Source organism: Hyphomicrobium sp., assembly GCF_036780825.1.
Lineage (GTDB): Bacteria > Pseudomonadota > Alphaproteobacteria > Rhizobiales > Hyphomicrobiaceae > Hyphomicrobium_C.
Genome location: NZ_DAIQCD010000007.1, coordinates 92,277 through 117,661, shown reverse-complemented (window position 1 = coordinate 117,661; position 25,385 = coordinate 92,277). Strand labels below are relative to the sequence as shown.

Sequence of the window (25,385 nt, the reverse complement as noted above, 5' to 3'; positions counted from 1 at the left end):
GCTGCTGGCGCGCATCCGCGCCCAGCTCCGCCAGCACGAGCAGAGCGAGGACGCGATATTCACCATCGGGCCCTACACGTTCAAGCCGGCCTCCAAGCTGATGATCGACGAGAAGGGCGGCAAGATCCGCCTGACCGAGAAGGAGACGGCGATCCTCAAGTTTCTCTACCGGACGGGGGACAAGGTGGTCTCGCGCGAGACGCTGCTGCACGAGGTGTGGGGCTACCACGCCAGCGTCACCACGCACACGCTCGAGACGCACATCTACCGGCTGAGGCAGAAGATCGAGAAGGATCCGTCGAATGCGGAGATCCTCGTGACCGAGACCGGCGGCTACCGGCTGATGTCTTGAACAGCTTGTTCGAGCGCAATCAACAGCCCCTCGCGCCGAGCCTGGACCGAAAGGCCGAATCGCATGAGCTTTCCCCTCGACCAAGTTTGATGGCGGGGATCTGGCAATGGCCACCGATGCGCTCGTGCTTCCACTCCTCAACGTGCCCCTGTTCCAGGGGCTGAAGCCGCTGCAGCTTTCCGAGATCGCGCGGCGCGCAGATCGCATCGTCTACAAGCCCGGCGACGTGATCGTGGCGGCGCATGACGAAGCCGACGCGGCGGTGCTTCTGGTTTCGGGAGAGGCGGTGCGCACGGAAGGTCCGGGGCTCGAGGCCGGCGGTAACGAAGCGATCCCGGCCGGTGCGCTTATTGCCGAGATGACCATGCTGATCGAGACGGAGTGTACGTCCACCGTGGTGGCGCGCACGCCAGTCCGGGCGCTCAGGATCACGCGCTCCGAGATGCTGGCGCTGATGACGGCGGATCCGACGCTGGCCGAGCACTTCATCGACAAGATCTCGGGGCGGCTCTCTATGTTCGTCGAAGAGCTGCGGGAGATCGACGGATGGCTCGCGGAGTTCGGCGGCCCGGTCGCCAGCGAGGCGACCGGAAAGGACGTGCCCGTGACGACGCCTTCGGCCTCCAATACGCTCCATTGAGCAGGAGGCGTCCGCTGCTCACGCTGCGGCGGCGTTAAGCCGGCTCAGCGGACGCGGCGGGGGTTCATGTAAAGATCGGCCTCTTGGCGGTCGAGCTTCGGCGTCACCTTGCCGGCGAGCATGCCTTTATAAAGGCGCCGCATGTGGCGACGGCAGTCGCCGTTGAAGATCATCATGGCGCCGAATAGCTTCAGCACGGTGAGAAGGCGCTTGTCGGCACCGGCCCGTACCTGGCCTTTCCACTTGCCGCCGATCGAGAACACCCGGCCGTCGAGATAGCCGACGGTTTCCCCGTGCTGATTGATCAGCGCGTAATCGCCGCCGAGGTTTATGAAGGCCCGCTTCAGGCGGTAAAACTCGGGCGTCCCGGAGCTATCGACGATGAAGAACGAGAAATTCTCTGGCATGAACGGCCATTTGCTTGCCGAGCGCTCGAGATAGATGATGTACTTATCGTCGCTGGTGTTGATGGAGTAGGTCATCACCGGTAGGCCGCGGGCGCCGATGGTCTGCTGCAGGGAGCGCCCGACCATCAGGTCCATGGTGGCGCGCCAGTTCAAGCTTTCGGTGAACAGCTTGAAGACGAGCCGCTTGTCCATCCCCTCGGCCTTCTTCCAGGCGTCCTCGCGATATCCGAAGACCCCGGTGCGCTTTCCGTCCTCGGTAATCTCGCCGAAGATATCCATGTCGGTCGTGAACTGGCGGGATTTGGCGCGGTTGCGCGAGCGCTTGTAGATGCCGAATTCGGTGAAGTTGAAGTCGGTGATCCAGATGTCGACGACAAAGCGATGCCAGCCGTCGGAAGCGCGCTTCCGCGGCGCTTTGCGGCGCGCGGGCTGCGTGCGGGATTTCGCGGCGGCTTTTTCCAGAACTTCGGCACGGGCGTCGCGCGCAGCATCGGCGGCAGCGGCGTCGGCCTCGATCTCGGCCACTTTGAGGGCAGTTGCTGTCATGCCGGCCTCTCTGCTCCTGGGCAGGAGCTACAAAAGCGAATCACCGGCCAAAGGCTAGCATCGGCCGTTGCAACCCGGGCGGCGCGGGTTGCGCGAGCAGTGGATAAGCTGCGAGAAGATTATCGAGGCTCAGCGGGCACCGAAGATGGCGGAGCCGACGCGAACGTAGGTGGCGCCGAAAGCCGCCGCCGTCTCGAAGTCGCCGCTCATGCCCATGCTGAGCTCGGAAAGGCCGAGATCGCCCGCGAGCTTCGCCAGGAACGCGAAATGAACGGCAGCCTCCTCCTCCTGGGGAGGAATGCACATGAGGCCGGCGATCTCCAGACCCAATTCGTCCCGGCAGTGGGCGAGGAAAGCGGCGGCCTCCTTGGGGGGAATGCCCGCCTTCTGCGGCTCTTCTCCGGTGTTGACCTGAATAAAAAGCTTGAGGCGCTTGCCCTGGTGCTTCTGCTCCTCGGCGATGGCGCGCGCGATCTTCGGGCGATCAACGGTATGGATAGCGTCGAACAGGGCGACGGCCTCGCGAGTCTTGTTGGACTGCAAGGGGCCGATGAGGTGCAGGGCAAGGTCCGGATAGCGCTCGCGCAGTGCTGGCCACTTGGCTTTTGCCTCCTGCACGCGGTTCTCGCCGAATAGGCGATGGCCGGCTTCGAGAGCGGGGATGATGGCGTCGGCATCGAAGGTCTTGGTGACCGCGATCAGGTGCGCGGCCGATGGATCGCGCCCCGCCTCGCGCGCTGCGGCGGCGATGCGCTGCTCGATGTCGGCGATGGCGGCGGCGGGAGACTGTGCGGCGGTAGCGGTCATCGGTTTTCCATTCGGTCGGCCGGACACCGGGCTCTCGCCCGGCAGCGGCAGAAAGCGACGTGACGATCCTTGCGGCAGGATGCCCCTGTCCAGTGCGGAGCGTCCTCAGCAGGGTGTGACGGCAAAGCCCAATCATATCAACATCTAACATGGTAGATGTCGCTTTTGTCGCCGTCACTCGGGCCGTGGGATGGCAATTTCGGAGCGCTCGGCGCGCTCCGCCGCATCCCCTGCCGGCGCGCGATTTTCTCCCCGTCGTCGCCTTGAACCGCACGGCCCTTTGGGGCTTAGTACGCGCCCAACCTGAACACCGAAAGCACGAAACGCTCCCATGCCCACCGAACGGTACAACGCGCCTGCACGCGAGAAGCACTGGCAGAAGATCTGGGACGAGGGCCAGATCTTCCGAGCCTCCGACGATCGCAGCCGGCCCAAGTGCTATGTCCTCGAGATGTTCCCGTATCCTTCGGGGCGTATCCACATGGGGCATGTGCGCAACTACGCCATGGGAGACGTGGTGGCGCGCTTCAAGCGGGCCCAGGGCTTCAACGTGCTGCATCCGATGGGCTGGGATGCGTTCGGCATGCCGGCAGAGAACGCGGCCATCGAGCGCAAGACGCATCCTGCCGAATGGACCTATGCCAACATCGAGACGATGAAGGGGCAGCTCCGTTCTATGGGACTCTCGCTCGACTGGAGCCGGGAGATCGCCACCTGCAGCCCCGATTACTACAAGCACCAGCAGACGCTCTTCCTCGACCTTTTCGAGAAGGGTCTCGCCTATCGGAAGAGCTCCAAGGTCAACTGGGATCCGGTGGACCATACGGTGCTCGCCAACGAGCAGGTGATCGATGGGCGGGGCTGGCGCTCGGGCGCGCTCGTCGAGCAGCGGGAGCTGACGCAGTGGTTCTTCAAGATCACCGCCTATTCCGATGAGCTTCTCGAAGCGCTCGGCACGCTCGACAAGTGGCCGGAGAAGGTGCGCCTGATGCAGGCGAACTGGATCGGGCGCTCGGAAGGCATGCTGGTGCGATGGGCGCTCGATGCCACGTCGGCACCGGAAGGGCATTCCGAGCTCGAGATCTACACGACCCGGCCCGATACGCTGTTCGGCGCCTCGTTCATGGCCATCGCGCCGGATCATCCGCTGGCCAAAGCGGCGGCAGCCCGCAATCCCGAGCTGGCGGCATTCTGCGACGAATGCCGGCGCATGGGCACCTCGGTCGCTGATCTCGAAAGCGCCGAGAAGCGCGGCTTCGACACCGGCATTCGGGCGGTGCATCCGTTCGATCCCGAGTGGCAGGTGCCGGTCTATGTGGCGAACTTCGTCCTCATGGACTACGGCACCGGCGCCATTTTCGGCTGTCCCGCCGGCGACCAGCGCGACCTCGATTTCGCGCGCGCCTATGGGCTTCCGGTCATTCCCGTCATTCTGCCGCCGGGCGCGAACGCTGACGGGTTCACGGTTGACGATGAGGCCGTTGATGGCGACGGGACGATGATCAACTCGCGCTTTCTCGATGGGCTCTCGACGGAGGAGGCCTTTGAGGCGGCGGCGAAGCGGCTCGAGGAGCTTTCTCTCGCGGGGAAGCCCGTCGGCCGGCGCAAGGTGAACTACCGGCTGCGCGACTGGGGAATCTCGCGGCAGCGCTATTGGGGCTGCCCGTTTCCGATCATCCATTGCAAGAGCTGCGGCATCGTTCCGGTGCCGGCCCAGGATCTGCCCGTCAGGCTGCCGGACGATGCGAGCTTCGATAAGCCGGGCAACCCCCTCGACCGGCATCCGACCTGGAAGCACGTGGATTGCCCCAAGTGCGGACAGCCCGCGGAGCGCGAAACGGACACGATGGATACGTTCGTTGATAGCTCCTGGTATTTCGCGCGCTTCACGGCGCCTCATGCAGCGGAGCCGATCGAGGCCGAATGGGCGGATTACTGGCTGCCCGTCGACCAGTACATCGGAGGCATCGAGCACGCGATTCTGCATCTTCTCTACTCGCGCTTCTTCTTCCGGGCCATTTCGGATACCGGCCACGGGGCAAAGCACCTGCGCGAGCCGTTCGCGGCGCTGTTCACGCAGGGGATGGTGACGCACGAGACCTATAAGTCCGAAGGCGGGGGCTGGCTGCTGCCGAGCGAGGTGCTCCTCGAAGGCGAAGGCGGCGCGCGGCGGGCCGTAGAGGCGGCCACTGGCAAGCCGGCCATGATCGGGTCCATCGAGAAGATGTCGAAGTCGAAGAAGAACCTCGTCGATCCGGACGACATCATCGAGAGCTGGGGCGCGGACTGCGCCCGCTGGTTCATGCTCTCGGATAGCCCGCCGGAGCGCGACGTGGTGTGGACGGAGGCTGGCATTCAGGGTGCCGGGCGCTTCGTGCAGCGGGTCTGGCGCCTGGTCGAGGATGTTGCCGGGAAGGCGGCAGGCCCAGGGGCGCCTCAACCTGCGGCATTCTCAGTCGAGGCCCTGGCGCTCCGGCGCGCCGCCCACAAGTCGGTCCATGCGGTGGCGCACAGCTTCGAAGCCCTGCGCTTCAACGTGGCCGTCGCGCAGATCTACGAGTTCGCGAACGCCATCTCGGCAGCGGTGGCGAAGGCTGGAGCCAATAAAGAAAGCGAGGGCATGGCCTGGGCGCTGCGGGAGGCCGGCGAGCTCTTCGTGCAGATGATCGGCCCGATGATGCCTCACCTCGGTGAGGAGTGCTGGGCGCGGCTCGGATACAACACGTTGCTGGCCAATCAGCCCTGGCCGGCGGTCGATGCCGGGTTGCTCGTTGACGATAAGATCACCATTGCCGTACAGGTGAATGGCAAGCGCCGCGATGAGCTTCTCATTGCGCGCGATGCTGCGGAAGACGAGATCAAGGCCGCGGCCCTGAAGCTCGAGCCGGTGGTGCGGGCGCTCGATGGGCGTGAGCCGAAAAAGATCATCGTCGTGCCGCAAAGAATCGTGAACGTGGTTGGCTAGAGCGTGCTGACTCCAAAGGTGGCGAGGCTGGTTTCGTCCTTCGGATTCATAAGGCTCGAAGCGGTCGCGGGTTGAGGCAGGCGGGATCATGCGTTCGAGCGGCGGCACCAAAAGCCATTTGAGCCGCGCGGCAGGCGGGTGGCGGGCCATGTCGCGGCTGCTGCTCACGGCCGTGCTTGTCGCACCGGTGCTGGCCGGATGCGGCAATGGCGGGTTTCGTCCCCTTTACGGCTCGTCGGCGTTCGGCGGCGCGCAGGCCGACGAGCGGCTGGCGCGCGTTTCAGTGGCGTCCATTCCGGGTCGCGTTGGCCAGCAAATCCGTAACGAGCTCATCTTTCATGCCACCGGCGGCGGCGGCGAGGCGATCGAGCCCGACACGCGCCTCGAGGTGGCGATCCGCGAGAGCGTGACCTCGACGCTGGTCAAGCTGGATGGTGAATCCCGCGGTCAGATCTACAACGTCGAAGCCAAGTTCCAACTCGTCCGCATTTCCGATCGGGCTGTCCTGCTCTCGGGCACGAGCTACGGCCGCGCGAGCTTCGAGCGCAACAAGTCGATCTTCTCCAATGTGCGCGCGCGTGAAGATGCGGAGGATCGCGCGGCGAAGGTGATCGCCGAGGATCTCAAGGCCAGGCTTTCGGCGCACCTCTCCAACGCGGCCTAGGCGCGCGTCCGCCCATGGTCGCGGTTAAGGCGCATCAGGCCCAGGCCTTTCTGTCATCACCCGATCCAAAGATCCGGGCTGTCCTGTTTTTCGGGGCGGACGCGGGGCTCATCAGCGAGCGGGCGCAAGCGCTGGCCAAGGCGGTGGCGGCCCGGTTCGATCCGCCGGGCGAGGTAATCCGGCTCGATGATGCCGATCTCGAAGGAGGCATAGAGCGGCTCGCTGTCGAACTCGGGACAGTGCCGATGTTCGGGGGACCGAAGATCGTCCGTACCGTGGCTAGCCGGCGGGTGACGGCGGCGGCTCTGCGGCCGCTCGTCGAGGGGGCCGCGCTCGAAGGCGTGCTCATCGTCGAAGCGGGAAATCTCAAGCCGGACGAGGCTCTGCGCTCGCTGTTCGAGAAATCGCCGGTGACGGCCGCGGTGGCCTGCTATGCGGATGCAGTGCAGGATCTCGATAACCTCATCCGCGACATGGTGCGGGACGCCGGCGCCACGATCACGCCGGAAGCACGGGAAGCGCTTGTCGAGCGTCTCGGTGCGGATCGGGCGCTCTCGCGCGGCGAGATCGAGAAGCTTCTCCTCTATGCGGGACCGAAGGCGGAGATCGGCGTCGACGACGTAGAGGCCGTCGTCGGTGATGTTTCGGAGCTTGCTGTCGAGCGCGTGACGTTCGCGGCCGCATCGGGTCTTGTGCAGCGCGCGGTTGCGGAGTGTGGGCGCGCCGTGTCGGCCGGCGAAAGCGCGCAGACGATCATCGCCGCCACGCAGCGCCATTTTCAGCGGCTACATCGCGTGCGGGCGGCAATGGAGCGGGGCCGCACGCTCGACGATGCGTTACGCCAGATGCGGCCGCCGCTGCACTTCAAGCAGAAAAACGCCTTCGCGGAGCAATGCCGCCTGTGGAGTGCTGTGCGGCTGTCGGAAGCGCTGCGGCGCATTACGGCGGCGGCGCGGTCCGCTCGGCTCGCCGGTCCCCTGGAAGGCGCGCTGGCGGAGCGGCTCCTCATCGCGCTCGCCATGATGGCGAGAGAGGGAAGCTCGGCAGCGCGATCCCGGTAGGGAAGACGGCTGTCCGGTGCCGTGGACACGTGCGTTGCGTCTCCTGCCTCGATGCCTATAGTGCGCGGTTTGCGCACGGGGAGGGAGATCCAGACTATGTCAGGCACGCAATTCGACGTGGTCGCGATCGGAAACGCGATCGTCGACATCATCGGGCGCTGCGATGACAGCTTTCTAGACCGGCACGGCGCCCCCAAGGGACACATGCGGCTCGTCGATACCGAGACGATTGCCGCCATCTACAGCGACATGGGTCCGGCGATCGAAATCTCCGGAGGGTCGGCCGCCAATACGGCGGTCGGTATCGCGTCGCTCGGAGGCCGCGGGGCCTTTATCGGCAAGGTGAGCGAAGACGAGTTCGGCCGCATCTTCCGCCACGATATCCGCGCCGCGGGGGTCGCCTTCAACACCCCGGCCGTGGTGGACACTGACCGGGCCACGTCGCGCTCGCTCATTCTCGTCACCCCGGACGGGCAGCGGACAATGAACACCTTCCTGGGGATCAGCACCGATCTCGACCAGGGCGAGGTGGATCCCGACGTCATCCGCAGATCCAACATCATCTATCTCGAGGGCTATCTGTTTGATCGCGAGGAGGCCAAGGCGGCCTTCCGGCAGGCGGTCGCGATTGCGAACAGCGGTGGGCGGCGCGTTGCGCTTACGCTCTCGGATTCGTTCTGCGTCAACAGGCACAGAAGCGAGTTCCTGGCGCTCATCCGTTCCGGCATCGGCATCCTGTTCGCCAACGAAAGCGAGATCCTGGCCCTCTACGAGACCACGAGCTTCGACGAGGCCGTGCGGCACGTGGCGCGCGACACCCGGCTCGCCGTGCTGACGCGCAGCGAGAAGGGATCCGTGATCGTATCCGAAGGCACGCCGGTTCTCGTTTCGGCCGAGCCCGTGGCCAAGGTGGTGGATACCACCGGCGCGGGAGACCTCTACGCGGCGGGTTTCCTGTTCGGGCTCGCGCGAGGGTGCGATCTTAAGACCGCAGGCCAGATCGGCAGTTTCGCGGCCGCGGAGATCATCGGGCAGATGGGCGCTAGGCCGGAAGTCAAGCTCGCTCATCTCGCGCGCATGCGCGGCTTCATTGAATAGGCCCGCCCCGAAGGCGGAGATCTCCCTTTTTTGAAACGCGACGCGCGTCAGTGTGCGAAGGGAATCTTTTTCGCAACATTTCTCAATACAACCTTGCTTCTATTTGTCGTTGCTCATTTTTCTCCTTGGCAAGGCCGTCTGAAATTTATCAAGATTCATCGCAATCGAATCGTGATGAATGGACGCCGGATTATGCCTTCTAGAAATGGCCGCCGCGGCCGACCGAGAGGCAGCGGGCTCGATGATCGCGCACAGCTGCGCCGAATCGCTGAGCTGATGGATGCAGATCCGGAGCTGAAGCCGACCACAGCCATCAAGGCTCTCGGCGTCTCCGATCCCTCCACCATCCGAAGGCTGAGGGATAAGCTCAAAGCCGAACGAAGCAAGCTCGAGGTCGCATCGGGTGCACTCGCCGGCGGCAGCCGGGGGCATGTGTCCGAGCGTCCGGAGCTCCGTTCGGCGGCGGGACAGTCTCGATCCGAAAATTTTGCAAGCTCCGGGGAGCCTGGGGAGCTGGCCGTCCGCATTCCGCAAATGGACGGGTCAAAGCCTCAGGCTGCTTGGCTTGGTCAGTTGTCCGCGTCCCATCGTTTTGCCGTGTCGTCGGGTGGGCCACGAGCAGGCCGGTCCGGCGTTTCTCTCCGTGTCCCCGAAGTTGCGTCCGCGTTGCGCCGGCAGCTTTCAGTCACCAGGCTGGCGACAGTGATTAGTCCGAAGCGTTTGGATATCCGAAGCACTCTCCACTAAAAACAAAACTTTAAAGGCCGCACCCCAAGCGGCCTTTTTTTATTGGCGGACGCCTCGCTGATGTCGGCGCCCCCATGACGAAGCATGAGGGTGCCCGCCGGCTTGCTCTGCTCCAATGGTGAGACGCGATGCTAACCGCGTATGCGCAACACCTGGCAGCGATGCCGTTGTGCGTTACGTCTCAGCCCAATCTGCCAGGCGGCTCAGAAAGGCCAGGCAGCGCTCGATCTCCGAAATCGCGATCCATTCGTCGGCAGTGTGGGCCTGGGCGATGTCTCCCGGCCCGCAGACGACGGAGGGCACACCGGCTGCCTGGAAAAGCCCGGCTTCGGTGGCATACGAGACGGCCTCGGTGGCGTTCTCGCCGGCAAGCTTCAAGGCCAGCGCGACGATGTCGGATGACGAATCGGCCGCAAACGGCGGCACGCGGTTCGTCTGGCGGATGATCACGTCCGCCTCAGGGGCGACGCGGCGCAAGGCGGGCAGGCAGTCCGTTTGGGCGAATTCGGTAAGGCGGCGCTCGATGGCGTCGGCATCGAGGCCCGGTAGAGCCCGCACCTCGAAGCCGAAGTGGCACGCGGCCGGAACGATGTTGCTCGCAATGCCGCCGGCGATCTCCGTCACCTGCAGCGTGGGGTGGGGCGGCGTGAAGCGGGGATCCGGCGGTAGAGCTGAAAGCTCCGCCTCGATCTCGGCGAGCTTGCTGATGAGGCGGGCGGCGGCGGTGATCGCATTGGCGCCGAGGTGCGCCATGCTCGAGTGCGCCGCGCGGCCGATGACCTCCACGTGCCAGCGCACGGGACCCTTGTGGGCATCGACAACCGCCATGGACGTCGGCTCGCCAACGATCACGGCGCGCGGTTTCGGAAGGCGGCCACCGAGTTCGGCGATCATCGGGCGCACGCCGGTGCAGCCCACCTCCTCGTCGTACGAGAAGAGGATGTGCATCGGCACCTTGAGCTGGCGGCGCGTCCACTCCGGCACCATCGCCAGGACGCAGGCGAGATAGCCTTTCATGTCGGCGGTGCCGCGTCCATAGAGGCGGCCATCGGCCTTCACCATGGAGAAGGGATCGCTGCTCCAAGCGGCGGGATCGGCGGGCACGACGTCCGTATGGCCCGAAAGGCCGATGCCGGGCACGCCCTCGGGGCCGATGCTGGCGAACAGCGAGGCCTTTTCGCCATCTTTCGTCGGGACGAGATGCGAGGCGACACCGTAGCTCGCCAGATAGTCTGCGACGTAGGCGATGAGCGTGCGATTGGACTTATGGCTCGTCGTGTCGAAGGCGACGAGGCGCGCCAGAATCTCGATGGCGGAGGACGTCTCTACAGTGGGCATTCGAATCAGTTCACGCTGCGGGTCGCATAGGGGCTATCGAGCGAGAAGGCGGGAATGGCGACATCGAACAGCCGGCCGTCCTCGTCGACCATCTGATAGCTGCCGACCATGATGCCCGATGGCGTCGAAAGGGGACAGCCCGACGAGTAGGTGAAGGACTGGCCAGGCGGGATCACCGGCTTCTGGCCTATCACGCCCGGGCCGCGCACTTCGTCGGTCTTGCCGTAGGCGTCGGTAATGCGCCAGACGCGGCTCTTGAGCTGAACGGAGTGCTCGCTTTCGTTAGTGATCTCGATCGTGTAGATCCAGAAGAAGTAGCTCTCCTCGGGAGAGGATTGCTCTTCCGAATACTCGGGGGAGACGCGGATGCGAACGCCGTGCGTCACCTGCTCGTATGGGATGTCATCCGTCACAAAGCTGTCCGTTACTGTTTTTCCGAGCATTACCATGGCGTGGCGCGAAAAGCGCCAAGGATCTTTGCGCCGAGGTTAGAGCGCGTTCCTCTTATCGGAATCGGATTGCGCGACGTGAACGCGCTCTAAGTCTTTATTTGAGAGACTGATTCACGTTCTCGGCGAATGCGTGTCCGCATCCACCTCAAACGATCAGGCTCTAGCTCGAAAGCCGGGCTGGTCTCCTCCTTATGGTGAAAGGGTTAAGACGGCCTGCAGCGGGCCGGCGGGGCCGAGAGGAAAGCGTGGGTGGGCGTGACGTGCCCACGCGCTTTCCAAGTCCACCTCAGCCGCGGGCTGCCGCGACCGCCGCGTCGAGGTCGGCAAGAAGGTCTTCCTCGCTCTCGAGGCCGACGGACAGGCGCAGCATGCCATCCGTGATCCCGAGCTGGGCCCGGGCTTCCGGGCCGATCCGGAAGTGCGTGGTCGTCGGAGGATGAGTGATGATGCTCTTGGCATCGCCCAGGTTGTTCGAGATCTTGATGATCTTGAGCGCGTTCTGCAACCGGAAGGCGGCGTCCTTGCCGCCGTCCACCTCGAACGCGATCATCTGGCCGCCGCCGGTCATCTGCTTTCGTGCGATGGCGGCCTGGGGGTGATCGTCCCGGCCGCAGTAGATCACACGCGACACGCCCGGGGTCTCGGCAAGCCGGTCGGCGATGCGAGCTGCGGTCGCGCTCTGGGCTTTGACGCGGATCGGCAGCGTCTCGAGGCTCTTCAGCATGACCCACGCGTTGAAGGGGGAGAGCGACGGCCCCGTCTGGCGAATGAAATCCTGCAAGTGGTCGGTCAGGAACTGCTGCGAGCCGAGCACGACGCCGCCGAGACACCGACCCTGGCCGTCGATGTGCTTGGTCGCGGAATAGACCACCACATCGGCGCCGTGAGCGAGCGGGCGCTGCAGAAGCGGTGTTGCGAACACATTATCGACGACCGTGATGATGCCGTGCTGGCGGGCGATCTCCGACACGGCTGCGATGTCGACGAGATCGAGCGTCGGGTTGGCCGGCGTCTCGAAGAAGAAGCCTTTCGTGTTCGGGCGAACGGCCGTTTTCCAGGCGTCGATATCCCGGCCGTCGATCAGCGACATGGAGATGCCGAAGCGCGGGCACAACGTCTCGACGATGTAGCGGCAGGAGCCGAACATCGAACGGGCGGCGACGACGTGATCGCCGGCCTTCAGAAACGAAAGCAGGCTTGCCGTGACGGCGGCCATGCCGGTGGCCATGGCGCGGGCCATCTCGGCGCCCTCGAGAAGGCGCATGCGCTCCTCGAACATGCTGACCGTCGGATTGTCGAAGCGCGAATATTGGAAGCCCGGATCCTCATTCTTGAAGCGCGCCTCCGCCTGCTCGGCGGACCCGTAGACGAAGCCCTGCGTTAGGAACAACGCTTCCGAGGTCTCGCCGTATTGGGAGCGCAGGGACCCACCATGGACGAGCTGGGTCTCGGGACTCCAGCTCGCGGGATCGGCGCTGATCGTCTTCTTATCGCTGCTTCCCATAATGGAACTCCTTGCGCGTTCGGGGCATCGCCCGTGTACGATATTGCTGGCGCGGGTTCGAACGGCATCTCCGAAATGATCCGAGCAGCCAACAAAAAACCCGGCAGTCCTCCCCGCTTCCATGAGCCAGGGCGGACCAGTTGCCGGGTCGCGCGCATGGGCCCTCTTTAGCGAGTTGTTTAACGTGGCTGCAAGCCGGCCGGCCAAATCACCACGATCCCGCAAGCAGGATGACAGCGGGATTAGACCCTCCCGCCTCTTGGCGTCAAGGGGTGCTTCGTCTAGAGCGTTGCGATCGGAGTGACTTGGATCGGAGCGCTGTCGCTTTTCGCTTGCCCGCAGGAACTCGCGGCGGACCGGTGCCCACGTCGTCGACTATGCTTGTTTTCGGAATGCCGGAGGAGCTAACCCCGATGTCTCAAGCGCCGAATTCCATTGCGCCGGGCGCGAACGCGCGGGGCGATTGCGCGGCACCGGCCGGCATACTGCCAGTGCAAGCGATCCGGGAGCTGATCGCTGCCGGAGTGCTCAAGAGTAATGAGCCGCTGGAGCCAGGCCAGTTGCAGCCGGCGAGCGTGGATCTAAGGCTCGGGCCACGCGCGTATCGCGTGCGGGCGAGCTTCCTGCCGGGCCCCGGTGCGAGCGTTGCGGAACGGCTCGATGATCTCAAGCTGCATGCGTTCGACATCGCGGACGGCGCCGTGCTCGAGACGGGATGCGTCTACGTGGTGCCGTTGCTCGAGAGCTTGGCGCTGCCTCAGGAGATCGCGGCCTCGGCCAATCCGAAAAGCTCTACCGGACGGCTTGATGTGTTTACGCGGGTAATCGCTGACGGGGTGCCGGCTTTCGACCTCATACCGGCGGGCTATCACGGTCCGCTCTACGCCGAGATCTGCCCGCAGACGTTTCCGATCGTCGTGCGCCGCGGCTCGAAGCTCTCGCAGCTGAGATTCCGGCAAGGCGACCCGCGTGAGACGGACGATGAGCTTCGCGAGCTTCAGGCACGCGAGAGTCTCGTGTCCGGTGCGTCGACGGATATTCACGACGGGATCGCGCTTTCGGTCGATCTGCCGAGCGATGGCGAGGGGCCGGTGGGCTATCGCGCCAAACGCCATACCGGCGTGGTGGACATCGATGCGGCGGGCGCGTGCGCGATTCCGGATTACTGGGAGCCCGTGACTGCGGACGCGAAGCGGGGGCTGATCCTCGATCCGGACCAGTTCTACATTCTCGCCTCAAAAGAAGCGGTGCACATCCCGCCGACGCATGCGGCGGAGATGATGCCGTTCAACCCCTTGGTCGGCGAGTTCCGCGTGCATTATGCCGGCTTCATGGATCCCGGTTTTGGACATTCGGCAGCGGGCGGGGCCGGCTCGCGCGTGGTGCTGGAAGTGCGCTCGCACGCGGTTCCATTCATCCTGGAGGATGGGCAGATCGTTGGGCGTCTCGTCTACGAGCGGATGACGGAAGCGCCGGAGTCGCTTTATGGCCGCGATCTCGGAAGCCATTATCAGGCGCAAGGCCTCAAGCTCTCGAAGCACTTTCGCTAGAGTGCTTCTGGAAGAGTGGGAACCGGTTTTCCGAGAAGAAGCACGATAAAATAAATACTTAGAGCCGTTCCCCGATGCCGCCTCAACCGGAACGGCCCTAGCCGTGCCGCTCGCCGGCGAGCGGCACGCGTGCGGGTCGCAAGAGGTGCCGCAGAGATCGATGAAATCTGGCTCAAGACGAGATGGCGGCCGGTGAAAGCCTTCTCTGCCGGGAGCCAGAAACGACAAGACCGATGGCGCCTCTCGCTGCCACCGGTCTTCAAGTCGGAAACCGTCTCAATGAGACTCCGCCGACGCCCGTCCTGTTGCCCAGACAGGAGCGGGGGTGGGGCGGTCCGTGCCGTTACGCAGCTCGGCGCTTCTTGGCCGCAGGCTTAGCCGCCTTGCGAGCCGCGGCCTTGCGAGGCGCCGCCTTGCGGACGGTCGTCTTGCGAGCGGCGGTCGTTGCCTTGCGAGCCGTGGTCTTGCGAGCGGTCGTTGCGCGCGCGGCCGTCGCCTTCCGTGCGGTCGTCGCGCGGGTTGCCGTCACCTTGCGAGCGGCCGTCGCACGGGGTGCAGTCGTCTTGCGTGCGGCCGTCGTGGCGCGAGTGGCCGCCGGCTTGCGAGCAGCGGTCGTCTTACGGGCCGCGGTCGCCTTGCGAGCCGTGCCGCGTGCCGCCGTCGTACCACGAGCCGCCGTGGTGCGGGTCGCTGCCTTGCGCACGATCTTCCGCGCGGCGGGCTTCGCAACCTTGCGCGCGGTCGGCTTCTTCGCAGCCTTTCTGGCCGGAGCCTTCTTCACAACTTTTGCCATAGTATCTCTCCCTCTAGAGTCCGAATCATTTCGGAACAAAAAAATCATGCGCAAGTTCGATCATTTTGTTGACATCCAAAATGGATTCAGCTCGTCGATTTATTCTCATTCAATGGGAAGTGTGGCGTGGATTCAACAATTTCATCGATATTCTAAGACTCTATGCGATCACTCTCGACTCCGTATGAGGGACGCGCGGTGCAAATGGGATCGAAACGGACCTCGCCGCATGCGCTTCGACCGTGCGTGCGGGTGAACGCACGCGTCGGGTGCGCGCACTTTCCGGTTCCAATGTCTGCATCATGTGTGAGGAGCGCGCGGCCGTGCGCTTGACGAGAGCATGGCATGCAACCCCGCCGGTCCCTCGAGCAGCGCGCCGGTGCGAGGCACGCTAGTGGGGAGATCAAGCGGCCTTGACGATGCGTCTCTGCAGATCGAGCACGGCCATCATGAAGCCCACACGGTCCTCCACGGCCTCGGCGAGGAGCGAGAAGTAGCTCGGCTCACGCGGGACGATCTCGCCGATCACCTCGCCGGGCTCGAAGCGCAGCGTTGCGTCGTGCTTGCGGGCAATGGCCTGCATGCGTGCGTTAGAGGCGAGGCAGCTCATATAAAGAAGGTGGACGCCGCGATTGCGCGCAGCGCGGATGACGCGGCCCATCAGCTCTGTGCCGAGACCGTGGTCCTGGTACGCAGTTTCGACCGAGAAGGCGGCTTCGGCTTCCCGTCCCCAAGTGTCGCCCAGTTTCTTCAGCTCGGCGACGGCACGGACCTGCCCATCTTCGATATAGGCGAAGACCGTGGAGCCGGCGTCCGTCATCTGCCGCGCGTAATCCTCGATGAACGAGTCCGAGACTCCGTGCGCAAAGCGCATGAGGCGGTTGGTCCGGTCCAGGCGCATGAGATGATCGCGAAAGAGATCCTGCTCGTGCGGCCAGAGCTTGCGGAATGTGCCGGATACCTGCGTGCCCTCGTTCATAGCGACTGCCCTCCATGTGGGCCGCAGGCCCGCCCCGCCGCGTGTTGCGCGAAGAAATATCCGCGACCGTCACGATCCGGCGAACAGGCGATCAATGCCGGTTGCCCGAGCGTATATGGGTGCTAATATTGCGCTGCACAATGAGACGGTGGGATGGCGTCGAGCCAGCCGAAGCGTTTTTGCCGCGCGTGCACAGGTGCGGGTATCCGCCGGAGGCCCGCACCGGGTGAACGCGTCGGCAAGGGAGCTGCGTCGCCATCACTGGAGAACTTCGGAAGCGGGAGACGAGAGCCGTTCCGGCTTAAGCGGGACCGGGGAACGGCGCTAGACTTTCGTGTGATCGTGCGTTGTGTCGAAAACCGGCTCCCACTTTTCCGGAAGCGCTCGGGTGGCACGCATGACAGGATCGATGCTGGATCGGTACGAGCGGCAGGTCGCGCTCGGGAAGATCGAGCCGGATCCGGCCCAGTATTCCGCGGTTCTGCGCCTCGTCCGTCTGGAGCACGAGCTTGCAGAATGGAGCGGGGGCAGGCGCAACGGGTTCCTTCCTGGTTTTTTCAAGCCGCGGCACGCGCCACCGCACGGCGTCTACATCCATGGCGCCGTGGGGCGCGGCAAGACGATGCTGATGGACCTCTTTTACGAAGACGTTCACTTCGCGCCCAAAAGGCGGGTCCATTTTCACGAGTTCATGGCCAACGTGCATGAGCGGATCCAGCGGGGGCGCGCCACCACTGACGGCGATCCGATCCCGTTCGTTGCGACCGAGATCGCGGCGGCGACGGGGCTTCTCTGCCTCGACGAGCTGCAAATCACCGATATCGCGGATGCGATGATCCTCTCGCGACTATTCAAGTCGCTTTTTGCACGCGGCATGGTGATAGTGGCCACCTCCAACGTGCCGCCTGGCCGGCTCTATTGGAACGGACTCAATCGCGAGCTCTTCCTGCCGTTCATCGATCTGATCGAGAGCCATATGGACGCCGTGGAGCTGAATGCGGCCAAGGATTTCCGGTTCGACAAGCTTACGGGCCGGCAAATCTATTTCAGCCCCTGTGATGCCCATGCGGCGGCGGAGATCGAGGCGCATTGGCGGCGGCTCACCGGGCATAATCCCGGCGCACCGGCTGTGCTCGAGGTCAAGGGACGGCAGGTGCCGGTGCCGCTGGCGTCCACGGGCGTGGCGCGCTTCACCTTCGACGATCTTTGCGGAAAGCCGCTGGGCGCGCCCGATTACATGCACATCGCGCGCGCATTCCATACCATCGTGCTCGAAGGTATCCCGGTGCTGAGGCCGGACCAGCGCAATGAGGCGCTGCGGTTCGTCCATCTCATAGATACGCTCTATGACAACCGGAACTGCCTCATCGCTTCGGCCGAGGCGGAGCCGGATGGGCTTTATCCCAAGGGAGACGGCGCTGCCGTCTTCGCGCGGACGGTCTCACGCCTGATGGAAATGCGGAGCGAGGCGTATCTCGAGGCCAGCGGGCAGCCTCTGGCGCAGGAGTGAGCGCATGCGCTGTCCGGGTGCCGCCGGGCAATCGGATGGCTGCTTTGGTTGCAGAGGGGCGCCGCAGCCATCCCGCGCACTTGAGCGCCTATCCGTTTGGCTTTACGAAAGCCGGAGTTTCCTCGTGCCGGAGGTGGGCCGGCCCTGGAGCCATAGGTGCAATAAACTCACCTCAACGATGCAAGGCTCATTCGGGCCGCAGCCTCCAGGGAGAACGGTTTCATGGCGCGCACGAAGATCGCATTGATCGGCGGCGGTATGATCGGCGGCACGCTCGCCCACCTCATCGGCCTCAAGGAGCTGGGTGACGTCGTCATTTTCGATATCGCCGAGGGGCTGCCGCAGGGCAAGGCGCTCGATATCGCTCAGTCCGGTGCCGTGGAGGGCTTCGATGCGGTGCTCAAGGGCACCAATGCCTATGCCGATATCGAAGGTGCGAGTGTCTGTATCGTGACGGCCGGCGTGCCGCGTAAGCCGGGCATGAGCCGCGACGATCTCATCGGCATCAACATCAAGGTCATGGAGCAGGTGGGGGCGGGCATCCGCAAATATGCGCCCAACGCCTTCGTGATCTGCGTCACCAACCCGCTCGACGCCATGGTCTGGGCACTGCAGAAGGCCTCGGGCCTGCCGCGCAACATGGTGGTCGGCATGGCCGGTGTCCTGGATACGGCGCGGTTCCGGCACTTCCTGGCTGAGGAGTTTCGCGTCTCGGTCGAGGACGTCTCGGCGTTCGTGCTCGGCGGGCATGGCGACGATATGGTGCCGCTCGTCCGCTATTCGTCGGTCGGCGGCATCCCGCTGCCCGATCTCGTCAAGATGGGCTGGATCCGCCAGGAACGGCTGGACCAGATCGTTGACCGCACGCGCAAGGGCGGCGGCGAGATCGTCGGCCTGCTCAAAACGGGCTCCGCCTACTATGCGCCTGCCGCCTCCGCCATCGCCATGGCGGAGAGCTTCCTCAAGGATAAGAAGCGTGTGCTGCCATGCGCCGCGTACCTCAACGGCGAGTACGGTGTTAAGGGCCTTTATGTGGGCGTGCCGGTGATCATCGGCGAGGGCGGTGTCGAGCGTGTGGTCGAAATCGACCTCAACTCTCAGGAGCGCTCGATGCTCATGAAGTCGATCGAATCCGTAAAGGGTCTGGTCGATGCCTGTACAAAGATCAACCCGCAGCTCGGCGCCTGACGGCGCCCCGCTGCACGAGCCGACGCGGGGTACGGACGGGTTCCTTTCTGCAAGTGCGGCCGCCCCCTGGCCGTGCGCCCTTCCTGACGCGTCCCCAATTTGCTTTTAGCCGGGAGGGGATTACGCGCTACCATGAATATTCATGAGCATCAGGCTAAGGAGCTTCTTGCCACGTACGGTGTTGACGTCGGCAAGGGCTTTGCCGCCTTCACGCCGGACGAGGCCGAAGCCGCGGCGAAGCGGCTCGCGACGCCGACCATCGTCGTCAAAGCGCAGATCCACGCCGGCGGGCGCGGCAAGGGGCGCTTCAAGGAGCCGGAGGCCGGCGACAAGGGCGGCGTGCGGTTTGCAAAGACGCCAGCAGTGGTCCGGAAGCTCGCCGACGAGATGCTCGGGCGCACGCTCGTCACCGTACAGACCGGCCCGACCGGGCGGACCGTCCAACGCCTCTACATCCAGGAATCGGTGAACATCGCGCGAGAGCTCTATCTCTCGGCGCTCGTCGACAGAGCCAGCTCGCGTGTCGCCTTTATCGCCTCCACCGAAGGGGGCATGGATATTGAGAAAGTTGCCCACGAAACGCCGGAAAAAATCCTGACGCTATCCGTCGATCCGGCGACGGGGCTGCAGCCCTTTCACGCTCGCAAGATCGCCTACGCGCTCGGCCTCAAGGGCGACGAGATCAAGGCCTGCGCCAAGCTTGTCGCCGGGCTCTATCGCTTCCTCAACGAAAAAGATGTGAGCCTGCTTGAGATCAACCCGCTCGTCGTCACTGCGGAGGGACAGCTCGTCTGCCTTGACGCCAAGGTGAGCTTCGACGGCAATGCCCTCTTCCGCCATCCCGACATTCTCGCGCTCCGTGACGAGACCGAGGAAGATCCGATGGAGATCGAGGCCGCCAAGCACGAGCTGTCCTACGTCAAGCTGGACGGAACGATCGGCTGCATGGTCAACGGGGCGGGTCTCGCCATGGCGACCATGGACATCATCAAGCTCTACGGGGCCGAGCCGGCCAACTTCCTCGACGTGGGCGGGGGCGCCTCGAAGGAAAAGGTAGAGGCGGCTTTCAAAATCATCCTTTCGGATCCGTCCGTGCGGGGCATCCTGGTCAACATCTTCGGTGGCATCATGCGGTGCGACATCATCGCGGAAGGCATCATCGCCGCCGCCCGCGAGATGGCGATCACCGTGCCGCTCGTCGTGCGCCTCGAAGGCACGAACGTCGATGTCGGGAAGGAGATCCTGGCCAAGAGCGGTCTCAAGATCGTGCCGGCGGACGACCTCGCGGACGCTGCCTCGAAGATCACAACCGCTATCAGGGCCGCCGCCTAGGCGCCCCGCAACGAGCGCTTCCGCTATCGTTCGAACTGCCGGGATAAGAGAGACGATATGGCCATTCTCGTCGATGCTTCCACCGTCACCATCTGCCAGGGCCTGACAGGCAGCCAGGGGACATTTCATACCAAGCAGGCACGGAGCTACGGCACCAAGGTCGTGGGGGGCGTCACACCGGGCAAGGGCGGCACCAGGCCGGCCGATCCCGAGCTTGCGGACCTGCCGCTCTTCAACACCGTGGGCGAGGCCAAGGCCAAGACGGGCGCCACTGCGACCGCCATCTACGTGCCGCCCGCGTTCGCGGCCGATGCCATTCTCGAGGCGATCGATGCCGAGATCCCGCTCATCGTATGCATTACCGAGGGTATCCCGGTTCTTGACATGGTCAGGGTGAAGCGGGCGCTTTCCGGGTCCAAGTCGCGGCTAATCGGTCCCAACTGCCCCGGCCTGCTGACGCCGAAAGCGTGCAAGATCGGCATCATGCCGGGCAGCATCTTCAAGAAGGGCACGGTCGGCATCGTGTCGCGCTCAGGCACGCTCACTTACGAAGCGGTGAAGCAGACGACGGACGCCGGGCTCGGACAGTCGACCGCGGTCGGTATCGGTGGCGACCCGGTCAAGGGCACCGAGTTCATCGACGTGCTGGAGCTGTTCCTGGCAGACCCCGATACCCATTCGATCATTATGATCGGAGAGATCGGCGGATCGGCGGAGGAAGAGGCCGCCGCGTTTCTGATTGGCGAGGCCAAGAAGGGACGCAAGAAGCCGATGGCCGGTTTCATCGCGGGCATGACGGCGCCTCCCGGACGGCGCATGGGACACGCGGGCGCCATCATCTCGGGTGGCCAGGGTCGCGCAGAGGATAAAGTGGAAGCCATGCGGCGGGCGGGCATTGCCATCGCCGATAGTCCGGCGTCGCTCGGAACCACCCTGACGAAAGTGTTAAAGGGCTAGGAACACTCCTTATATATAAGCGTCGTCGACAGCGCGGGAAAATCGCCCAATTCGCGGGCGAGGGTCACCTCATCGCCGGCAACCGTCGCCGGCAGCTAAGGCGGGGTTTCATATGTCGCGGCAGGCTCGCAACGAGCAGCTTCTCAGGACGTCTTTCCTGTACGGCGTCAACGCGCCCTACATCGAAGAGCTGCAAAGCCAATACACGCAGAATCCGGGATCCGTTAGCGACGAGTGGCGGCTTTTTTTCGAAAGCCTGCGCGATGGTAGCGGCAATGCTTCGGACCGAGAGGCGGGCGCTCCCGAGCCCTCCTGGGCGTTGCCGCTTTCCGCGCTTCAGGGCGCGCCGAACGAACTTGTTGCCGCCCTCACAGGAGATTACGACGAGGTCGAGCACGGGCTGCGAGACCGGCTGAACGCCAAGGCCCATCGCGGGGGTATCGAGCTTTCGCCTGCCGTATCGCTGCGGGCGATCCAGGACAGCGTGCGGGCAATCATGCTGATCCGCGCCTATCGCGTCATGGGGCATCTGGCAGCGGATCTCGACCCCCTAGCGCTCAGCGAGCGCGCGATGCACCGCGAGCTTCGGCCCGAAACCTATGGCTTCACGGACGCGGATTTCGACCGGCCCATCTTTCTCGACCGCTACCTCGGGCTCGACACGGCGACGATCCGGCAGGTGCTGCGGATCCTGCGACGGACGTACTGCCGCAAGATCGGCTACCAGTTCATGCACATCACGTCGCCTGAGCAGAAGTCCTGGATCCAGCATCGCATCGAAGGCGAGGAGAAGGACATCCGCTTCACCGAGATGGGCAAGAAGGCCATTCTCAAGAAGCTCATCGAGGCGGAGGCGTTCGAGCGTTTCGCCGATCTCAAATATACGGGCACCAAGCGCTTCGGGCTCGATGGCGGCGAGGCCATGATCCCGGCGCTCGAGCAGATCATCAAGCGGGGCGGGCAGCTCGGCGTCAAAGAGATCGTCATTGGCATGGCGCACCGCGGGCGCCTCAACGTGCTCTCGAACGTTATGGGGAAGCCGTTCCGGGCGATCTTCAACGAGTTCAAGGGCGGATCGTGGAAGCCCGATGACGTCGAGGGCTCCGGAGACGTCAAGTATCACCTCGGCGCCTCGTCCGACCGGCAGTTCGACGACAACAACGTGCACCTGTCGCTCACGGCCAATCCCTCGCATCTCGAGATCGTCGATCCCGTGGTGCTCGGAAAGGCGCGCGCCAAGCAGGACCAGCATGGATGCGAGGTGGATGACCGCACGGTGGTGATGCCGCTGCTCCTGCACGGCGACGCGGCGTTCGCGGGGCAGGGTGTCGTTGCTGAGTGCTTCGGGCTATCGGGGCTCAAAGGGCATCGCACGGGCGGTGCCGTCCACTTCATCATCAACAACCAGATCGGCTTCACCACCGATCCGCGCCATTCGCGCTCGTCGCCCTATTGCTCGGATGTGGCGCGGGTGATCGAGGCGCCGATCTTTCACGTCAACGGGGACGATCCCGAAGCTGTCGTGCACGTGGCCAAGATCGCGACCGAGTTCCGGCAGAAGTTCCAGAAGCCGGTGGTCATCGACATGTTCTGCTATCGCCGTTTCGGCCACAACGAGGCGGACGAGCCGGCATTCACGCAGCCGATCATGTACAACCGGATCCGCAAGCATCCGACGGTGGTGCAGATCTACTCGGACCAGCTTGTGGAGGAAGGCGTCGTCACGCCCGACGACGTCGAAGCCATGAAGGGCGAGTTCCGCTCGTTCCTCGACGCGGAGTTGATCGCCGCCGAATCCTATAAGCCCAACAAGGCCGATTGGCTCGACGGGCGTTGGAGCAAGCTCGGTCTCGCAGGTGATGACGAGTGGCGCGCCAATACGGGCGCCCCGATCGCGATGTTGCGTGAGGTAGGGCGGCGCCTGACGGTGATCCCTTCCGACTTCAAGGCGCACAAGACGATCCTGCGCCTGCTCGAGCGCCGCCGCGAGATGATCGCCAAGGGCGAGGGTATCGACTGGGCGATGGCCGAGCACCTCGCCTTCGGCACGCTCGTCAGCGAGGGCTTTCCGGTGCGCCTCTCCGGCCAGGATTGTGAGCGCGGCACCTTCTCGCAGCGCCATGCGGTGCTGATCGACCAGGAAACGGAGCGCCGCTACACGCCGCTGAGATATATCTCGCCCGATCAGGCCCGCTTTGAGGTCATCAACTCGATGCTTTCGGAGGAGGCGGTGCTCGGGTTCGAGTATGGCTATTCGCTGGCCGAGCCGAACGCTCTCGTCGCTTGGGAAGCGCAGTTCGGCGACTTTGCCAACGGCGCGCAGGTCGTGTTCGACCAGTTCATCTCGTCGGGCGAGCGCAAGTGGCTGCGTATGTCGGGCCTCGTCTGCCTCCTGCCGCACGGCTACGAGGGGCAAGGTCCCGAGCATTCCTCGGCGCGGCTCGAGCGCTTCCTCCAGCTTTCGGCGGAGGACAACTGGCAGGTCGCCAACTGCACGACGCCGGCGAACTATTTTCATATCCTGCGGCGCCAGCTTCATCGCCAGTTCCGCAAGCCGCTGATCCTGATGACGCCGAAATCGCTTCTCAGGCACAAGCGCGTTGTCTCGCGCCTCGATGAGATGGGACCGGGGACGGGATTCCATCGCATCCTCTGGGACGATCAGCGCAAAACAGACGCCGAGATCAAACGCGTCGTGCTGTGCTCGGGCAAGGTCTACTACGACCTCGCCGAGGCGCGTGATGCGGAAGAGCGGCATGACACCTATATCCTGCGGCTCGAACAGCTCTATCCGTTTCCGGCGCGGGCTCTCCTTCATGAACTCGGGCGCTTTCCGAACGCCGACGTTGTCTGGTGTCAGGAAGAGCCGAGGAACATGGGCGCCTGGACGTACATCGAGCCGAACATCAACTGGGTGCTGGATCGCGCCGAGCCGGCCGGCCGGCGGGTGCGCTATGCGGGCCGCTCGGCCTCCGCTTCCACGGCGACGGGGCTCATGAGCAAGCACATCCACGAGCAGAAGGCCCTCGTGGCCGACGCGCTGAGCGGATGAGGGAGCGTGTCATGGCGACGGGATCGATGTGACGGCTGCAGGCGAGCAAAAGGCAGGACGAAGATGACGATTGAGATCCGCGTGCCGACACTTGGGGAATCGGTGACTGAGGCCACCGTCGGCAAATGGCTGAAGCGGCCCGGCGATGCGGTGAAGGCCGACGAGCCTCTGGTGGAGCTCGAAACGGACAAGGTTACTGTCGAGGTGCCGGCACCCTCGGCCGGGCGGCTTTCCGAAATCCTGGCCGATCAGGGTGCCACGGTTGCGATCGGCGCCGTGCTTGGCGCGCTGGCGGAGGGCGATGCGCGCGCGAAGCCTGCCGCAAAAAAAGCAGAGAGCCCGGCGCGAACATCCGCAAGTGGAGGCAAGCGCGCTCCGGCGCGAGCACCAGAGCCTCCCGCCCCTGAGCCTCGTTCCACCGAGCCGGCCGCGGCTGAGCAAGGCGTGCCTCCTAGTCCCGCGGCGCGAAAACGCCTCGCAGATGCGGGGTTCGGTGCCGACGAGGTGACGGGAACCGGCCGGCATGGGCAAGTGCTCAAGGAGGACGTCGTGGCCGCCATTACGAAGGCGGCGTCATCGCCGCAAACGATCGAGCCCGAGCCGGGGCGCGAGAGGCCGACACCTGAACCGTCTGCTGCGCCGGCCCAGATTGCTGTCGCGCAGCGCACACGGGAAGTTCCATCCGAACCGCGCACGCCGGTCGGACTGGGCGAAGCCGGCGGCGAGGAACGCGTGCGCATGACGCGCCTGCGGCAGACCATCGCGCTGCGTCTCAAGGAGGCGCAGAATACGGCGGCGATGCTGACGACGTTCAACGATGTCGATATGTCGGCGGTGATCGCGCTTCGGGCGCAGTACAAGGAGCTGTTCGAGCGCCGGCACGGCGTGAAGCTCGGCTTCATGGGATTCTTCGTCAAGGCTTGCATCCAGGCCCTGCGCGAGATCCCGGCCGTCAACGCCGAGATCGACGGCGACGAGATCATATTCAAAAACTATTACCATATCGGCGTTGCGGTCGGGACGGACCGCGGGCTCGTGGTGCCGGTGATCCGCGAGGCGGACCGTATGTCGATCGCCGAAATCGAGGCCCAGATCGCCGACTTCGGCAAGCGCGCGCGTGACGGGAAGCTTTCCATTGCCGAGCTGCAGGGCGGCACTTTTACGATCTCGAATGGGGGTGTCTATGGTTCGATGCTCTCTACGCCAATCATCAACGCGCCGCAGTCCGGCATCCTCGGCATGCACCGGATCGAGGAGCGGCCCGTGGTTAAAAATGGCGAGATCGTCGCACGGCCCATGATGTATCTGGCTCTCTCTTACGATCACCGCTTAGTTGACGGGAAGGAAGCGGTGACGTTCCTCGTGCGCGTGAAGGAGTGCCTCGAGGATCCGCAGCGATTCATCCTAGAGCTATAAGGGTGCGATTTCCCCCTTCAATGTCTT

21 protein-coding genes and 1 riboswitch are annotated in these 25,385 nt (G+C 64.3%); of the genes, 14 read left to right on the top strand and 7 right to left on the bottom strand.

The window, feature by feature from the left end; genetic code table 11:
- Together V7P99_RS05340 and V7P99_RS05335 are read left to right on the top strand one after the other, a co-directional pair.
- A partial coding sequence (locus V7P99_RS05340) for a winged helix-turn-helix domain-containing protein (protein ID WP_333793755.1) occupies positions 1–352 on the top strand: 352 nt, incomplete at its 5' end.
- A 106-nt stretch (positions 353–458) separates the two neighbouring features.
- The gene (locus V7P99_RS05335) at positions 459–992 is read left to right on the top strand and encodes a Crp/Fnr family transcriptional regulator (protein WP_333793754.1); all 534 of its coding nucleotides are present in this window, start codon (positions 459–461) and stop codon (positions 990–992) included.
- A gap of 44 nt (positions 993–1,036) precedes the next feature.
- Here V7P99_RS05335 and V7P99_RS05330 read toward each other — a convergent pair whose 3' ends face one another.
- Both V7P99_RS05330 and V7P99_RS05325 read right to left on the bottom strand, forming a co-directional pair.
- Positions 1,037–1,945, bottom strand: coding sequence for a hypothetical protein (locus V7P99_RS05330; RefSeq protein WP_333793753.1), 909 nt, complete (start codon positions 1,943–1,945; stop codon positions 1,037–1,039).
- 129 nt (positions 1,946–2,074) lie between these two features.
- Entirely contained in the window at positions 2,075–2,752 is a 678-nt protein-coding gene (locus V7P99_RS05325) for a YggS family pyridoxal phosphate-dependent enzyme (RefSeq protein WP_333793752.1), read from the bottom strand.
- Between the two features lie 331 nt (positions 2,753–3,083).
- Here V7P99_RS05325 and leuS point away from each other — a divergent pair, with 331 nt between their 5' ends.
- From leuS to V7P99_RS05300, 5 genes are all read left to right on the top strand, one after another.
- A complete protein-coding gene (gene leuS / locus V7P99_RS05320) occupies positions 3,084–5,717 on the top strand; it encodes a leucine--tRNA ligase (RefSeq protein ID WP_333793751.1) in 2,634 nt (877 codons plus the stop codon).
- A gap of 148 nt (positions 5,718–5,865) precedes the next feature.
- Positions 5,866–6,381, top strand: a complete 516-nt coding sequence (gene lptE, locus V7P99_RS05315) for an LPS assembly lipoprotein LptE (RefSeq protein ID WP_333793750.1) — start codon at positions 5,866–5,868, stop codon at positions 6,379–6,381.
- 14 nt (positions 6,382–6,395) lie between these two features.
- Positions 6,396–7,442 (top strand): DNA polymerase III subunit delta, encoded by a 1,047-nt coding sequence (holA, locus tag V7P99_RS05310; protein WP_333793749.1) that lies wholly within the window; start codon positions 6,396–6,398, stop codon positions 7,440–7,442.
- A 96-nt stretch (positions 7,443–7,538) separates the two neighbouring features.
- The gene (locus V7P99_RS05305) at positions 7,539–8,540 is read left to right on the top strand and encodes an adenosine kinase (RefSeq protein WP_333793748.1); all 1,002 of its coding nucleotides are present in this window, start codon (positions 7,539–7,541) and stop codon (positions 8,538–8,540) included.
- 30 nt (positions 8,541–8,570) lie between these two features.
- Positions 8,571–9,287, top strand: coding sequence for a hypothetical protein (locus tag V7P99_RS05300; protein WP_333793747.1), 717 nt, complete (start codon positions 8,571–8,573; stop codon positions 9,285–9,287).
- A gap of 174 nt (positions 9,288–9,461) precedes the next feature.
- Here the strand turns inward: V7P99_RS05300 and argE are convergent, their stop codons facing one another.
- The 3 genes from argE to V7P99_RS05285 form a co-directional block, all read right to left on the bottom strand.
- Positions 9,462–10,625: an acetylornithine deacetylase gene (argE, locus tag V7P99_RS05295; protein ID WP_333793746.1), complete on the bottom strand. Its 1,164-nt coding sequence runs from the start codon at positions 10,623–10,625 to the stop codon at positions 9,462–9,464.
- A 5-nt stretch (positions 10,626–10,630) separates the two neighbouring features.
- Positions 10,631–11,038, bottom strand: coding sequence for a Co2+/Mg2+ efflux protein ApaG (gene apaG, locus V7P99_RS05290; RefSeq protein WP_333793745.1), 408 nt, complete (start codon positions 11,036–11,038; stop codon positions 10,631–10,633).
- A 325-nt stretch (positions 11,039–11,363) separates the two neighbouring features.
- Positions 11,364–12,581 carry an O-succinylhomoserine sulfhydrylase gene (locus V7P99_RS05285; protein ID WP_333793744.1) on the bottom strand — a complete coding sequence of 406 codons (1,218 nt, stop codon included), beginning with the start codon at positions 12,579–12,581 and terminating at the stop codon, positions 11,364–11,366.
- A 146-nt stretch (positions 12,582–12,727) separates the two neighbouring features.
- A riboswitch (SAM riboswitch) is annotated at positions 12,728–12,806 on the bottom strand.
- A 188-nt stretch (positions 12,807–12,994) separates the two neighbouring features.
- Between V7P99_RS05285 and V7P99_RS05280 the strand changes: the two genes are divergently transcribed.
- Positions 12,995–14,131: a 2'-deoxycytidine 5'-triphosphate deaminase gene (locus V7P99_RS05280; protein ID WP_333793743.1), complete on the top strand. Its 1,137-nt coding sequence runs from the start codon at positions 12,995–12,997 to the stop codon at positions 14,129–14,131.
- Positions 14,132–14,474: 343 nt separating this feature from the next.
- On the opposite strand, the gene V7P99_RS05275 is transcribed toward V7P99_RS05280, so the two are convergent.
- Together V7P99_RS05275 and V7P99_RS05270 are read right to left on the bottom strand one after the other, a co-directional pair.
- Positions 14,475–14,924 (bottom strand): hypothetical protein, encoded by a 450-nt coding sequence (locus tag V7P99_RS05275; RefSeq protein ID WP_333793742.1) that lies wholly within the window; start codon positions 14,922–14,924, stop codon positions 14,475–14,477.
- A gap of 403 nt (positions 14,925–15,327) precedes the next feature.
- Positions 15,328–15,903: a GNAT family N-acetyltransferase gene (locus tag V7P99_RS05270; protein ID WP_333793741.1), complete on the bottom strand. Its 576-nt coding sequence runs from the start codon at positions 15,901–15,903 to the stop codon at positions 15,328–15,330.
- Positions 15,904–16,300: 397 nt separating this feature from the next.
- Here V7P99_RS05270 and zapE point away from each other — a divergent pair, with 397 nt between their 5' ends.
- The 6 genes from zapE to odhB all read left to right on the top strand — a co-directional run bounded on the left by zapE (position 16,301) and on the right by odhB (position 25,358).
- Positions 16,301–17,413, top strand: coding sequence for a cell division protein ZapE (gene zapE, locus V7P99_RS05265; RefSeq protein WP_333793740.1), 1,113 nt, complete (start codon positions 16,301–16,303; stop codon positions 17,411–17,413).
- Positions 17,414–17,635: 222 nt separating this feature from the next.
- The gene (gene mdh / locus V7P99_RS05260) at positions 17,636–18,601 is read left to right on the top strand and encodes a malate dehydrogenase (protein WP_333793739.1); all 966 of its coding nucleotides are present in this window, start codon (positions 17,636–17,638) and stop codon (positions 18,599–18,601) included.
- A 132-nt stretch (positions 18,602–18,733) separates the two neighbouring features.
- Positions 18,734–19,933, top strand: a complete 1,200-nt coding sequence (sucC, locus tag V7P99_RS05255) for an ADP-forming succinate--CoA ligase subunit beta (RefSeq protein WP_333793738.1) — start codon at positions 18,734–18,736, stop codon at positions 19,931–19,933.
- 57 nt (positions 19,934–19,990) lie between these two features.
- On the top strand, positions 19,991–20,890 hold the full coding sequence (gene sucD, locus V7P99_RS05250) for a succinate--CoA ligase subunit alpha (protein ID WP_333793737.1): 900 nt from the start codon (positions 19,991–19,993) through the stop codon (positions 20,888–20,890).
- Positions 20,891–21,002: 112 nt separating this feature from the next.
- Positions 21,003–23,942, top strand: coding sequence for a 2-oxoglutarate dehydrogenase E1 component (locus V7P99_RS05245; RefSeq protein WP_333793736.1), 2,940 nt, complete (start codon positions 21,003–21,005; stop codon positions 23,940–23,942).
- Positions 23,943–24,005: 63 nt separating this feature from the next.
- Entirely contained in the window at positions 24,006–25,358 is a 1,353-nt protein-coding gene (gene odhB, locus V7P99_RS05240) for a 2-oxoglutarate dehydrogenase complex dihydrolipoyllysine-residue succinyltransferase (RefSeq protein WP_333793735.1), read from the top strand.
- The last annotated feature ends 27 nt before the right edge of the window (positions 25,359–25,385 follow it).

What these genes read in the sequence shown, in the direction of transcription:
- argE (WP_333793746.1), bottom strand. Translation starts at nt 10,625, where the DNA reads ATGCCCACTGTAGAGACGTCCTCCGCCATCGAGATTCTGGCGCGCCTC.
- mdh (WP_333793739.1), top strand. Translation starts at nt 17,636, where the DNA reads ATGGCGCGCACGAAGATCGCATTGATCGGCGGCGGTATGATCGGCGGC.
- sucC (WP_333793738.1), top strand. Translation starts at nt 18,734, where the DNA reads ATGAATATTCATGAGCATCAGGCTAAGGAGCTTCTTGCCACGTACGGT.
- leuS (WP_333793751.1), top strand. Translation starts at nt 3,084, where the DNA reads ATGCCCACCGAACGGTACAACGCGCCTGCACGCGAGAAGCACTGGCAG.
- V7P99_RS05325 (WP_333793752.1), bottom strand. Translation starts at nt 2,752, where the DNA reads ATGACCGCTACCGCCGCACAGTCTCCCGCCGCCGCCATCGCCGACATC.
- V7P99_RS05270 (WP_333793741.1), bottom strand. Translation starts at nt 15,903, where the DNA reads ATGAACGAGGGCACGCAGGTATCCGGCACATTCCGCAAGCTCTGGCCG.
- V7P99_RS05330 (WP_333793753.1), bottom strand. Translation starts at nt 1,945, where the DNA reads ATGACAGCAACTGCCCTCAAAGTGGCCGAGATCGAGGCCGACGCCGCT.
- holA (WP_333793749.1), top strand. Translation starts at nt 6,396, where the DNA reads ATGGTCGCGGTTAAGGCGCATCAGGCCCAGGCCTTTCTGTCATCACCC.
- V7P99_RS05280 (WP_333793743.1), top strand. Translation starts at nt 12,995, where the DNA reads ATGTCTCAAGCGCCGAATTCCATTGCGCCGGGCGCGAACGCGCGGGGC.
- V7P99_RS05305 (WP_333793748.1), top strand. Translation starts at nt 7,539, where the DNA reads ATGTCAGGCACGCAATTCGACGTGGTCGCGATCGGAAACGCGATCGTC.
- V7P99_RS05335 (WP_333793754.1), top strand. Translation starts at nt 459, where the DNA reads ATGGCCACCGATGCGCTCGTGCTTCCACTCCTCAACGTGCCCCTGTTC.
- V7P99_RS05275 (WP_333793742.1), bottom strand. Translation starts at nt 14,924, where the DNA reads ATGGCAAAAGTTGTGAAGAAGGCTCCGGCCAGAAAGGCTGCGAAGAAG.
- V7P99_RS05285 (WP_333793744.1), bottom strand. Translation starts at nt 12,581, where the DNA reads ATGGGAAGCAGCGATAAGAAGACGATCAGCGCCGATCCCGCGAGCTGG.
- zapE (WP_333793740.1), top strand. Translation starts at nt 16,301, where the DNA reads ATGACAGGATCGATGCTGGATCGGTACGAGCGGCAGGTCGCGCTCGGG.
- odhB (WP_333793735.1), top strand. Translation starts at nt 24,006, where the DNA reads ATGACGATTGAGATCCGCGTGCCGACACTTGGGGAATCGGTGACTGAG.
- V7P99_RS05245 (WP_333793736.1), top strand. Translation starts at nt 21,003, where the DNA reads ATGTCGCGGCAGGCTCGCAACGAGCAGCTTCTCAGGACGTCTTTCCTG.
- lptE (WP_333793750.1), top strand. Translation starts at nt 5,866, where the DNA reads ATGTCGCGGCTGCTGCTCACGGCCGTGCTTGTCGCACCGGTGCTGGCC.
- sucD (WP_333793737.1), top strand. Translation starts at nt 19,991, where the DNA reads ATGGCCATTCTCGTCGATGCTTCCACCGTCACCATCTGCCAGGGCCTG.